Genomic DNA, 12858 nt, shown 5'->3' with positions numbered 1-12858 from the left:
AGCAAGAAATATATGAAAATCGAATGTACTCTTTACAAATTGTTAAAATACTGTGACGTAAAGTTTCCCATTATCCATTCGTATTTGCTGCCGTTAAGGACGGATGAATTACTCCGGAACGAACGTCAACACCCATAGCCTGTTCCAGTTTGGCAATATCAATGTTATAGTCGTAAAGTGCCTGAATATAATTGGTTCTTGCTTCATTCAGATCCAACTGCGCATCAAGGACATCCAGATTGATACCAACTCCAGCCTGATAGCGGACCCGGGCAATCTTAAAGGCTTCTTCGGCTTCATCTACTGAAGCCAGTGTAGCTTGTACCTTTTGGGCCGCACCATTGAGATCTAAATAGGTTTGCTTGACGGTGAGCTGTATGGATTCTCTTGTTTGCTGCTCCGTTTCACGGGCCGCCAAAAGAGACTGCTTAGCCGACTTGATTTTTGCGTTTGTAGCGCCGCCATCATAAAAGCTGTAAGTTACGCTGCCAATAACCTTCCACGTCCGGTTTTCGGCACCGGGGAAACTATCATCAGACCAACCGTTGGATGCTCCGACGGAGACTGTCGGACGATTGCCAGATTCAGCAATGCCGATATTTTCTTCCGCAGTCCGTACATCCAGTGTTGCCTGCAACACTTCCGGATTGTATTTCATGGCATAATCGATAGCTTCTTCAAGAGAAATATTGTACGCATCAAAAGGCAGCCGATGATCCGTCAAAACAAGATTAGTCTGCAGCGGCAACCCCAGAATATTATTTAAATTTGCCTCCGAAGTCGCTACATTGGTATCAGATGTAACGGCTGTCGTCTTAGCATTAGCCAATGAAACATTTGACGTAAGCACATCTAATTTAGCAACCGTTCCCACTTGATACTGAGCTTGAACATTATTTAAATGCCCTTGTAAATTATCCACCGCTTCATGATACACATCCTGTAATTCCTTATATGCCAATAAGCCAAAATAGCCTTCAATAGCGGAAAGCTTGGTTGCCTGTTCGACTTGAAGAATGGTTTCCTGCGCACTTGTCTTACCTATCTTCGCCTTGGCAATAGCGCCTTCCACCTCTCCGCCGGTATATAGGGGGATATTGATGGAAAGACCATTACTGAAAGAATTGGCAGCACTCAGCCCGTGCGTCGTAACTCCACGGCCTCCATTGAATGTATAATCCACCTGAGGCATCTTGCCGGCGCGAGCTTCATCAATAGCATATTCAGCACTCTTCAAATCATAATGTGCAATTTTTATGCTCCGGTTGTAATCGAGAGCCATCTGTACCGTTTTAGGAAGTGTCAGATCCACGTTTTGATTAGATGCTACCTTGCCGATAACAAGCACCGGATCCTCCACATTTTTAGCATCCCATTTTTGGGAGCTTTTTTCAGCGTCCCCGGCAATCTGCTGGGCAAGCTGTTCCCGCAGTTCAGGTGTAACATCGACGGGACGTACCTTCTGGTTTGCTGTCGCTTTAGCCGCCTGTTTCTTCGGGGACAAAACCGCAACTTTTTTATCCGTATGCTGCTCTGCCTGCGTCAGGTCTACAGGAACCACCTTGGCCTCCGGTTCTGCTGCCGATGCCGCTACAGTTCCAATTGTAGTGATCATCATGGCAATGACAATTTTCTTGTACAAATGTTTGTTCATCTTGGGTACCCCCATCATTAGTCTCTATATATTCTTAATGCACCTAACTTAAAATGCATAATTAACACCATAATAATTACCGCCGTCGTGCCGTTCCATAGGACGTGTAAACTGACCGAAAAGATACACGTCGGGATGGATGCGATACTGGGCCTTGATACGATAACGCCAATTGTCCGGATCATACCCCTCCAGGGAAAGCCGGAATGGGCCATCAACAAAAAAATCCATCCCTGCACCCAATTCCCCATTAATTAAACCAAAACGGCTGTCAAATACATCCCCATGCCGGCCATACTGTAAATTAAAATTCGTACCGTTACCAATATTTTCTGCCCCAATCAGAGCAAAAGTATTGTTCCGGTACACTCTAAAATTTACATTGGCACCACTTTCGTTTTTAGTATCATTATACAACAAACCAGCCTCGCCTTGTACCTTTATTTTACTTTCACCGCCAAGAATTTTATTTACCTTGTCAGTAATCTGCGCCGTATTATGCAGCGTGGTCTGAATATCATTCTGGCTTTGCTGATCTGTTGTCACTTTTTCCAGAGACCGGGCTATATTATCAAACCGGTCCGTTATGTTTTTCATATTGGCCGCCATATTTCGAACATTATCCGAAGTCGCGCCATCTCCATCAATCCGCTGCAGCGAGGTGTTCATTTGACTGGTCATAGATGCCATATTGGCCGTAATCTGTTGAATATTTGCCGCATTTGCATCAAGCATGCCATTAGTTTTATCTGTCATGGATTCCACATTCTGAATCGAACGACGCATGGCGTTTTGTGTATCGGCATCACCAACAACGGCATTGATATTTTGTACCATGGCATTCGCGTTACCCACAAGCTGGCTAGCGCTGTCCATCATATCCGTCATGCTCTTGCCCTGGCTGCTTTCGATGCGATCTCCATCATTTAAAAGATGTTCGCGATCTGTCCCCGGCACAATAGCAAGTATTTTTTCACCTAGCAGACCATCTGTAGTAATGGAAATTTTAGAGTCTCTGGGAATCTCTGTCCCCTTGTCCAGTTTCATTTTGATATCGACGCCCTCCCGAGAGGGTGTAACGCTCTCAACCTTACCGACATGGACTCCTACATAACGGACGGAGTTCCCTTTTTGCAAGCCATTGGCATCCTGAAATCGTGTATAAATTTCAAATCCGGGCTTACCAAATATTTCTGCATGAGCCAGCGTAATCACAACATAGGTAAATAACAGTACGCCTATGATCGTCACGAGACCGACTTTTGCTTCTGCACTCCACTTCATGTAGCTTTCCTTCCTTCCTCGGGAAACTCTCCGCCATGGATGAATCGCTGAACCTCCCGGTCATCTGTATTCTTAAATTCTTCTCTCGGTGCGACCAGGCGGAATCGTCCGTCCTGCAGAAGAGCCAGCCGATCGGATATATAAAATGCCGACGTCATATCGTGCGTCACAACAACAGAAGTTACTCCAAAATGCCGCTGCATGCTCAGAATAAGACGGTTGATATCCATACATCGCAAAGGATCCAGTCCTGCTGTCGGTTCATCATATAAAATTATTTCCGGATCCATGGCAATCGCCCTGGCCAGACTGACTCTTTTTTTCATGCCGCCCGATAGATTATTCGGCAGCATTGCCATACTATCATCCAGTCCTACAAGATGCAGCTTTTCCCAAACAATACGCTGTATCTCCTCTTCACTTTTATGCGTACGCTGACGCAATCCAAAAGCCACATTTTCGCCGACTGTCATTGAATCAAAGAGGGCGGAATATTGAAATACCATGCCCATGTGCATGCGTACTTCATCCAATTGTTTTTCCTGATATACCGTAATATCTTCTCCGTTAATCAGAATTTTTCCGTCTGTCGGTCTCTGCAGGCCTATAATAAGACGCAAAATCGTACTTTTGCCGGAACCGCTGGCACCTAGTATCGTCAACGTCTCACCATCTCTGATATCTAAATTGATATGGTCTAAAATGACCCTGTTCCCGTAAGCTACGGTCACATCCTGCAAACGAATCATGTGTTTCTCCTAGTACAAAATAATGGATAGTAAATAATTGCAGATAAAAATAAAAATAATGGATGTCACCACGGATCGCGTTGTCGCCTGTCCCACACCCTCTGCGCCACTCTGTGCATTCATCCCTTCATGACAAGCAATCAGTGCAATAATGCCGCCAAAAAACATAGACTTAATCATACCATACACTACATCACTTACGGTTGTAAACAATTCAATGGAATTGACATAAGTAAAATGAGTCAGCCCGGCTCCCAAAGTAGCTACGGCATAACCACCGCCCGTACCAATAAGATATCCGTAAAAGGCCAGAAAAGGCACCATCACCACACAAGCGACAAAGCGAGGCACGACAAGATATGCCACCGGATCGACAGCCATACAGCGCAGTGCATCAATTTGTTCCGTAACCTTCATCGTCCCAATTTCAGCCGTCATGGCAGCTCCCACACGCCCGGCAACAACAACACCGGTCAATATAGGGCCCAATTCTCTCCCCATTGCAATCGACATGACGCCCCCTAACGTAGACTGTGCGCCATAGCGCATCAATATATCAACAATCTGCAGCGTCATAACCATGCCGGCAAAGAGCAGCGTCAAGCTGACAATCGGGAGTGAATCGACTCCTAAATGTGCCATTTGAATAATTGTATTTTTGACTTGGATTTTGGGAAGCTGACGCAAGGTACGGACAAATAAAACGGCTAAAACTCCAACCTGCTCAAATATGTGGAGGGTAAACCGGCCTATCTTTTCCAATACGTCCTGCACTCACAACACCTCTTCCACACTACATAAAAAAAAATCGTTCACTTTACTATATCATTATTATATGGGTCTGTAAAACATGGGCCTGAAATTGTTAAAAATTTGTAAGAAAACTGAAAAATCATTTTGAGTTTTCCACAACTAAGATAATAGCATTTTATCATAAAAATGGCAAGAACCTGTCCAATGAATACAAGAAAAAAGAAACACCGCATCACGCCCGCACAGGAATAGAAATAGCACATCTGTAATGGAACGCCTGCGCGTCAAGTACCGGCACTGCCCGTTCGCTTTACAGATGTGCTATTTTCAATTGATCTGAGCCGTCAAATCAACAGCGTGAATCGTTTCTTCCACTCCGGGAGATATACTCTGCCGTTTTTCTGACAAACTTTCTTCCTTATCATCATTGGAAGCCTTCTGATTATCCTGAACTGTATCACCGGTAGCAGCGGCATCTTCACTAATCACCGCCTTGGCTTCATTAATCCGGTGATTTTTTGCCATATAAGCATCTCTCTTTGCCTCCGGCACTACTTTGATCGTAATTTGTCCGTCACCCTTGACGATATATGGCGTTGTAATAGATGATTTTGCAGTTTCATTCGTATCTTCCAACAGACCATGCTTATTGGTTTTGACAACATCCTGTGTATCAACAACGGGTTCCTTGCCGCGAATTTTTTCTTTCTTTATTTTTTCATTTCCCCCACTGATCATACTTACATTCTGATTGAGAATTTCAATAACCAAATCATTATTCGCATCTTCTGTTTCAATATCTTTTTTCAATGCATTAAAATCTTTATACTGATGCAGTCGTTCAATAATTTCGTCGGTCAGATTATACTTTTGCTTTTCAATAAGGTATGGCAGGGGAATTACTCCACCGCCGCGAATTTCCAGTACGGCATCTCCAAAAGGCTGATTTTTAGGAACAACAAAACTCATAGTCTTGACTTCATCAACACCGCGGTAGGGATGCAGCGTCACCTTAAAGTATACCGTATCTCCCGGGCTAACAACCACCGGAGCTGCCGACGCATCGACAATCCGAGCTGATTTTTTAGCCTGGGTAATATCGACAGACATATTAATGTCCAAGATGGGATAATCAATAAATTCATTGTGCTTTAAAATATCCAGGACATTGTATAATTCATCAATACTTTTTTCATTGATATTATCCTCAGAGTAATACATATTGTGACGTGTCACGTCTTTATCCCGCCCCTGGGAAGCGCGAATAGTATACGTCAATGTTGCCGTTCCTCCACCAGAACGATCAATCGTCTTATTGACCGCATTATACACAGCCGTAGCTGCCAGCACCGGCGTCAGTTCATTATCCTCAACAATCTTGACTCGTTTTATATTCGCTGCGCCTGTGTCCGTATCATGCACCTTAATAATAACCGGAATACCCGGTGCCAGATAGCCATACTGACCGGCAATTCCAGCGCCCCGATCCTGATTGATCTTGCCAATCTCAGCTCCGACTGACCCTAATTTAAAAGAACTGGCCAGATTATTGACAATAGTAAAAATATAGGCATTATGCATAAAATAATTCATACTTCCCTTTTTCAGGAAAGGATGCCCGAAGGCAACAATGTTATTATTATCCACATATGTAACCGTGCCAATAGCGCCCATCTTCATATCTCCGTTGACCAGAGCTGCCGCTACAGAACTTCCCGGTTCCAAAGGACGGGCCGTATCATCATCCGAAGCGGACGCCGTGTCCACAGGATTGAAATTATATTCCGGCAGCTTACTTTGCATCCAAGCTGTCGATACAGAATCAAAACCGCTGGTCATAAGCGGGGTTGCAATCGGAATCAAAGAAGATTCACGGGCATTAAATGGCCGTATTTCTTCCTTTGACGGCACATTCCAAAGTTTGAGCATATCTCCGATGGGCGTTATCATACCGACCTTCGAGTTCGTAAAGGACCAGCCATAAGCCACAGCTCCCAAAAGCTTGCCGTCAATGTACACAGGACTGCCACTCATCCCCTGCGCAATTCCGCCGGTCTGTTCAATAAGCGGACCCGAAAATTTGGCCAATATTAAGTCGCCTGACGGGCCGCTGTTTTTCATGACACCGAGAATTTCCACTGGAAAAGTTTCTATTTTTGTCCCTTGAACGACTGTCTTAGCATATCCGGTCATGCCAGTACGAACTTCACTGACATTCATAAATTCCTGTGCATAAACGGAAAAGGAGATGGCACAGCAGACAGCCGCCAGACAGGCCCGAACGGCAATACGCCGTAATTTATTTAGCTTAATCATAAGATTTCTGATTCCTTTTTATTTTGTCTCAACAACAACCACTACAGTCCCTTTTTGCACTTGTACGCCGGGACTGACTGTTACAGCTTTAACAACACCGGTCGATGATGCCCGGGCTGCCGGCATAGGGCCGGCCAGGGAATTAACAGTCACAAGGACATCGCCCTCTTTAACGGGTGCTCCCACGGGAACAACACTGACAACACTGCCGCTTAGCACGGTCGTATATTGAACATCCGCCGCCAGAACAGGGATTGCGGTCAATATGCCCAACGCAGTCAATACGGCTGCCAGTTTTCGAAATTTTTTCATGACGATTCCCTCCTTATCATAAATCATCAAAACTATCCTTCAACCGATTCATTTCACGGAGCGCCTTTCCTGCACCGTTAGCGACACACAATAACGGCTGATCACAAAGATATGCTGCCATGCCTGTTGTGCCGGCAATAAGACGATCAAATCCATCGAGAAGAAGACCGCCGCCAGTAAGAACAATGCCATGATCAGAAATATCTGCCGCCAATTCAGGAGGCGTTTTTTCCAAAATGGAAACAATAGTGCGTAAAATATGCTGAATTGGTTCTTCTAGTGCTTTGCGAATTTCCTGTGAATCAATATCTACCATAACAGGAAGACCGGTCTCTGTACTGCGGCCGCACACATCCGCAGTAAGGCTGCGCCCGCCTGTCATCGCCGTGCCTATTAGAATTTTCAGTTCTTCAGCTGTATGACTTCCAATTGTTACATGCTTAATTTTTTCCAAATATTGGATAATAGCTTCATCAAAAGTATTGCTGCCAATCCGCAGCGATTCGCTGATGACAATGCCGCTCAGGCTGAGAATTGCTACATCAGTCGTGCCACCGCCCATATCAATAACCATGGAACCATTGGAATTGGCAATATCAAGACCGGCACCAATCGCAGCTGCCAGCGGTTCCTCCATCACGACAGTTTTTCGTGCCCCAGCCTGCATAGCCGCTTCAATAACAGCACGACGTTCTACGTTAGTCACACCGGAGGGCACGCAGATAATAATACGCGGCTTGAAAAACATGGCCTTGCCGATCGCTTTCCGTATAAAATACCGCAGCATATATTCTGTCGCATCATAATCAGCAATAACACCGTACCGCAGCGGGTGATACGCATGAATGTGCCGCGGTGTGCGCCCCAGCATAGCTCGTGCCTCTCTGCCGATCGCCACAACATGGTTTGTATCCGTATCAATAGCAATAACCGCCGGTTCATTGACTACAATCCCCTTCTTTTTCACATATACAATAATATTGGCCGTACCAAGATCAATTGCAATATCACTGCCAAACCAGTCAGCCAGAAAAAAAGAATGAGTATGGGTATCTGTATGTATCTTTTTCTTATTTTTCTTTTTTGTCAATATTGACCCGAACAATATCTGCACCTAGCCTTTGTAATTTTAATACCAGATTGTCGTAGCCTCGGTCGATATGATATAAATACCCGACCTCTGTCTCGCCTTCTGCCACAAGTCCGGCCAGCACCAAGGCTGCCCCGGCACGAAGGTCTGTCGCATTAACGGCTGCTCCTTTTAATTTGGACACGCCTTCCACAATAGCGCTGCGCCCTTCAATACGAATTTTGGCTCCCATGCGCTTGAATTCATCAACATGCATAAAACGATTTTCAAATACCGTTTCCGTAATAACACTTGTTCCCTGACAGATCGTCGCCAACGCCATAAACTGAGCCTGCATATCTGTTGGAAACCCCGGATAGGGCAGTGTTTTTATATCGGTCGGATGCTGGGGGACATGCCCTATAACACGAATACCATCAATACTTTCTTCCACTTCAGCCCCTATCTCCTTCAGCTTTGAAATAATCGGCTTCAGGTGTTCTGATAAGGCATTTTCCACAAAAATGTTTCCGCCCGTCATGGCCGCCCCAACCATAAAAGTTCCAGCTTCAATTCGATCGGGAATAACGGAATGCACAGCGCCGTGCAGTTCCTTGACGCCCTCAATGCGGATAATATTGGTGCCGGCGCCACGGATATTGGCCCCCATACTGTTTAAATAGGTTGCCAAATCGACGATTTCCGGCTCTTCTGCCGCGTTTTCCAGCACAGTCCGCCCTTCTGCCATAGAAGCTGCCATCAGGACATTTTCCGTTGCTCCAACGCTGGGAAAATCAAGATAAATCTGAGCCCCCTTCAAACCGTTGGGTACATATGCTTCAATATCACCGTTTTCCAGATCAATAACGGCTCCCATCGCTTCGAAAGCTTTTAAATGCAGATCAATAGGTCTGGCTCCAATCGAGCAGCCGCCGGGCAATGAAATTTTCGCTCGTCCCTTTCGTGCCAATAACGGTCCCATAACTAAAAAAGATGCGCGCATACGGCGTACCAAATCATACGGTGCAGAAGTAGCATTTAAATCACGTGCATCAATAACTAAGGTTCCCTTTTGAGGATTTTCTATATGAACACCCAAAGAGCTGATAACATCACAGACAGTATGCACATCATCTAATTTCGGTATTTCCGTCAACGTGCTTTTCGCCCCTCCCAGCATAGATGCAACAATGATAGGCAGCACGGCATTTTTAGCCCCGCTGATGCGAACAGTACCCTCTAAGGGTTTTCCACCATGAATAACAAGTTTCTCCAATTCTGGTGCCTCCTAATAAAATTCGAATATTATATGGTTAACCTGAGCAAAGAATGAGTCTGACCTTACCCAGCTGTTTTACTATATTTACTATCAAGTCATTGTACCATAAAAGAGAAAAAACGAAAAGGGGCTGTCCGAAATTGACAGCTTACCAAAGACAGGCAAAAGCAGCAGCTGCTCTTTTAAGAAACTGCTGCTGCTTTGCTGTATATTAACTGCATAATTTACTGATTTTCTACAAATGAACACTCCATTTTGCATCTTTACGGAACCGGTGGAAGGTATTAATAAATCGGATCGTCCCGCTTTTATACCGCATGACAACAGACATCGTACGCGCACCGCCGCCAAAATACTGCACCCCCTGCATCATCGGTGTATTGGTAATCGCCGTAGCTGAAAAGATGCAGTCGTCACCCTTTACCAAATCATCAATTCCCATTACCTTATTCAAATCGGCAATTCCCATTTCAAAGCACCGCTGCCGTTCCGCTTCCGTATACGGAATCAAACGGGCCTGCATATCCCCGCCCAGGCATTTCAGCGCCGCTGCCGCCAGCACTCCCTCCGGGGCACCGCCTATTCCCATCAATACATGAACCCCGGATCCCTCAATTCCCACATCGACGGCTGGAGATACATCACCGTCTGTAATCAGCTTAATGCGGGCACCGGCAGCACGGCAATCATGAATCATCTCCTGATGGCGCTCCCGATCCAGTATAACGACGGTCAGATCATCAACACTCCGTTCCAAGGCTTCTGCAACACGGCTCAGATTATAAGCAATGGGCTTTTGCAAATCAATGCATCCTTTTGCTCGCGGTCCAACACATAACTTCTCCATATACATATCCGGTGCGTGAAGAAGATTTCCCTTGCCGGCAATAGCTATGACGGCTATCGATCCGTCTTGTCCTTTGGCCGTAAGGTTGGTTCCCTCCAGCGGATCTACGGCAATATCCACAGGCGTACCGCCGGCTCCGACTTGTTCGCCAATGTACAGCATCGGTGCTTCATCTAATTCACCTTCACCAATAACAACAGTACCTTCAATAGGTACACTGGACAAAATAGCATGCATGCCATCTACTGCCAGCTGATCCGCTCCCATTTTATTTCCCTTGCCCATGAGACGGCCCGCCTTGACTGCAGCAGCTTCTGTAACCCGAACAAACTCCAATGTCAAAACACGATCCATAGCTACACCTCCTGATTCAATTTCCGACCGGTATTTCTTGTCACCAGCCGCCGGATCCAAACCAACTGTAAAAAAACGGCAGGACCTTTGTCTGCTTTCATGTCAACATATTTCTACAGAAAGCAGCAAAAATCCTGCCGTATATACGATTTATATGTAGTATACTTTATTTCAAAAGCGGAAGGACAGCGGTTTAAGGATCCGGAACCACCCGCTGCTGCAAGATAGCCGAGATCAGCAGCAAAGACCTACCTACTTTCTTTTGGTGATCACATCACAACGCATGTAAGGGCGCAGCGCTTCCGGTACAAGGACAGAACCATCCGCCTGCTGGTAATTTTCCAGAATAGCCGCTACGGTACGGCCAACCGCCAGCCCAGAACCGTTCAGTGTATGCACGTATTCCGGTTTGGATTTTGACGTACGGCGGAATCGAATATTGGCGCGTCGTGCTTGAAAGTCTTCGGTATTCGAGCATGAAGAAATTTCACGATATTTCCCTTGTGCCGGAAACCATACCTCCACATCAAAAGTCTTAGCTGCCGAAAAACCAATGTCGCCAGTACACAAGCAGACCACATGATAAGGCAGCTTAAGGGCTTTCAGAATATCCTCTGCATTCCGGGTCAGCTTGTCCAACTCATCATAGCTGGTTTCCGGTGTTGTATATTTGACCATTTCAACTTTGTGGAATTGATGCTGGCGAATAAGCCCGCGCGTATCGCGTCCGGCAGATCCCGCTTCCGCTCGGAAGCACGGTGTCATGGCTGTAAAATATATAGGCAGCTTAGCGCCATCAAGGATTTCACCGCGATAGTAGTTTGTCAGAGGTACTTCTGCTGTCGGAATCAGGTACATTTCCGTGCCTTCTACTTCCAAGCGATACATATCCTCATGAAATTTTGGCAGCTGACCTGTCCCGGTCATGGAATTACCATTGACAATATAGGGAGGAATGACTTCTGTGTATCCATCCTTTTCCGTATGCTGGTCAAGCATAAAGTTATACACAGCTCGTTCCAAACGCGCACCGGCACCCATATAGTAATAAAAGCGTGCCCCTGCTGCCTTGGCAGCTCGTTCAGCATCAAGAATGCCCAATTTTTCACCAACTTCCCAGTGTTCGAGAGGCTGGAAATCAAATGCCGGCAAGTCTCCCCATTTGCGTACTTCCGGATTATCATTATCGTCTCTTCCCACCGGAACAGAAGGATGACACATATTGGGAATCATAAGCTGGATATTCCGCATGGCCTTTTCCGCTTCCCCGACCTGTTTGTCCAAACTATCAATTTCATCACCGAGAGTTTTCATGGCAGCGATCTGTACATCTGCATTTTCCTTGTTTTTCTTAAGCCTGCTGATTTCCTGGGTCACTGTATTGCGCTGATTTTTCATAGCTTCAACCCTTTGCAACAGCTGACGGCGTTGCCCTTCCCATTCAACAAAGGCATCAATATCAGCTTTTGCATTCCGGTTTTTGACGTTTTCTTTTACTTCGTTTATATGTTCCCGAATAAATTTTGTATCTAACATACGATTCCGCTCCTCCTTAAATACACATACTGCGATGTATTATTTATTATACACGTTATAGTCCTTTTTGTTCAATACCACTGAACAAATACCCCATATGATTCGTGGAATTCAATAAGACAATACGCCATTGTCCCTGCTGGCATTCCAATACATTGATGCAGGTATTATCCTGCTTAATCTGCCAAAAATGGCTCATGTCAAGCCCCATAACATCACAGATAACAGCCTTATTGACCGCATCATGAGCGGCTACGAGAAGAGTTTTGCCGTCATACCGGTGCGCATAGTCATTAAAAGCATCCCGTACTCTCACCCGCACGTCCTCCAGACTTTCTCCACCTTTACCCGGCATAGTAACCTGCTGCGGCGCTGTGTGCCACTGCTGAAATTCAGTTGGATAACGAGCTTTTATTTCATCGGCCAGACAACCTTCCCACGCACCGTGATTGATTTCCAGCAGACGCTCATCTCTTTGGACTGTCAGATGATGCAGTTCTGCGCAAAAGGAACAGGTCATATATGAGCGTTCCAATGGACTGGATACAGCCGCATCAATAGAAATGTTTCGCAGCCCTTCAGCTACCATATGTCCCTGCAATATTCCTCTTTCACTCAGTTGCGTATCCTCCTGTCCCTGATACCGTCCTTCAATATTCCACTGTGTTTCGCCATGCCGAATAAGTATGATACGTACCATGATTA

General features: G+C 45.6%; 11 protein-coding genes. All 11 read right to left on the bottom strand.

What is annotated here, in order from left to right; translation table 11 throughout:
• Positions 1–70: 70 nt before the first annotated feature.
• The 11 genes from AB840_RS06680 to AB840_RS06630 all read right to left on the bottom strand — a co-directional run bounded on the left by AB840_RS06680 (position 71) and on the right by AB840_RS06630 (position 12853).
• Complete coding sequence (locus AB840_RS06680) at positions 71–1654, bottom strand: TolC family protein (protein ID WP_078791727.1); 1584 nt, start codon at positions 1652–1654, stop codon at positions 71–73.
• 48 nt (positions 1655–1702) lie between these two features.
• On the bottom strand, positions 1703–2938 hold the full coding sequence (locus AB840_RS06675) for an MlaD family protein (protein WP_048514060.1): 1236 nt from the start codon (positions 2936–2938) through the stop codon (positions 1703–1705).
• Positions 2935–3687, bottom strand: a complete 753-nt coding sequence (locus AB840_RS06670) for an ABC transporter ATP-binding protein (protein ID WP_048514059.1) — start codon at positions 3685–3687, stop codon at positions 2935–2937. The genes AB840_RS06675 and AB840_RS06670 overlap by 4 nt, the downstream gene beginning before the upstream one ends.
• 9 nt (positions 3688–3696) lie before the next feature.
• Positions 3697–4461, bottom strand: coding sequence for an MlaE family ABC transporter permease (locus AB840_RS06665; protein ID WP_048514058.1), 765 nt, complete (start codon positions 4459–4461; stop codon positions 3697–3699).
• 306 nt (positions 4462–4767) lie between these two features.
• Positions 4768–6756: a SpoIVB peptidase S55 domain-containing protein gene (locus tag AB840_RS06660; RefSeq protein ID WP_048514057.1), complete on the bottom strand. Its 1989-nt coding sequence runs from the start codon at positions 6754–6756 to the stop codon at positions 4768–4770.
• Positions 6757–6774: 18 nt separating this feature from the next.
• Positions 6775–7068 carry a hypothetical protein gene (locus AB840_RS06655; protein WP_048514056.1) on the bottom strand — a complete coding sequence of 98 codons (294 nt, stop codon included), beginning with the start codon at positions 7066–7068 and terminating at the stop codon, positions 6775–6777.
• Between the two features lie 16 nt (positions 7069–7084).
• On the bottom strand, positions 7085–8173 hold the full coding sequence (mreB, locus tag AB840_RS06650; protein WP_290438990.1) for a rod shape-determining protein: 1089 nt from the start codon (positions 8171–8173) through the stop codon (positions 7085–7087).
• Positions 8139–9413 carry a UDP-N-acetylglucosamine 1-carboxyvinyltransferase gene (gene murA, locus AB840_RS06645; protein WP_048514055.1) on the bottom strand — a complete coding sequence of 425 codons (1275 nt, stop codon included), beginning with the start codon at positions 9411–9413 and terminating at the stop codon, positions 8139–8141. The genes mreB and murA overlap by 35 nt, the downstream gene beginning before the upstream one ends.
• Positions 9414–9651: 238 nt before the next feature.
• Entirely contained in the window at positions 9652–10617 is a 966-nt protein-coding gene (gene glpX / locus AB840_RS06640) for a class II fructose-bisphosphatase (protein WP_048514054.1), read from the bottom strand.
• A gap of 252 nt (positions 10618–10869) precedes the next feature.
• The gene (serS, locus tag AB840_RS06635; RefSeq protein ID WP_048514053.1) at positions 10870–12153 is read right to left on the bottom strand and encodes a serine--tRNA ligase; all 1284 of its coding nucleotides are present in this window, start codon (positions 12151–12153) and stop codon (positions 10870–10872) included.
• Between the two features lie 55 nt (positions 12154–12208).
• Positions 12209–12853, bottom strand: a complete 645-nt coding sequence (locus AB840_RS06630; protein WP_048514052.1) for a histidine phosphatase family protein — start codon at positions 12851–12853, stop codon at positions 12209–12211.
• Positions 12854–12858 lie beyond the last annotated feature (5 nt).

The organism is Megasphaera cerevisiae DSM 20462, from assembly GCF_001045675.1.
Taxonomy (GTDB): domain Bacteria; phylum Bacillota; class Negativicutes; order Veillonellales; family Megasphaeraceae; genus Megasphaera; species Megasphaera cerevisiae.
The sequence above is the reverse complement of the archived record's forward strand: the minus strand, read 5'-3'. Positions and strand labels throughout refer to the sequence as shown.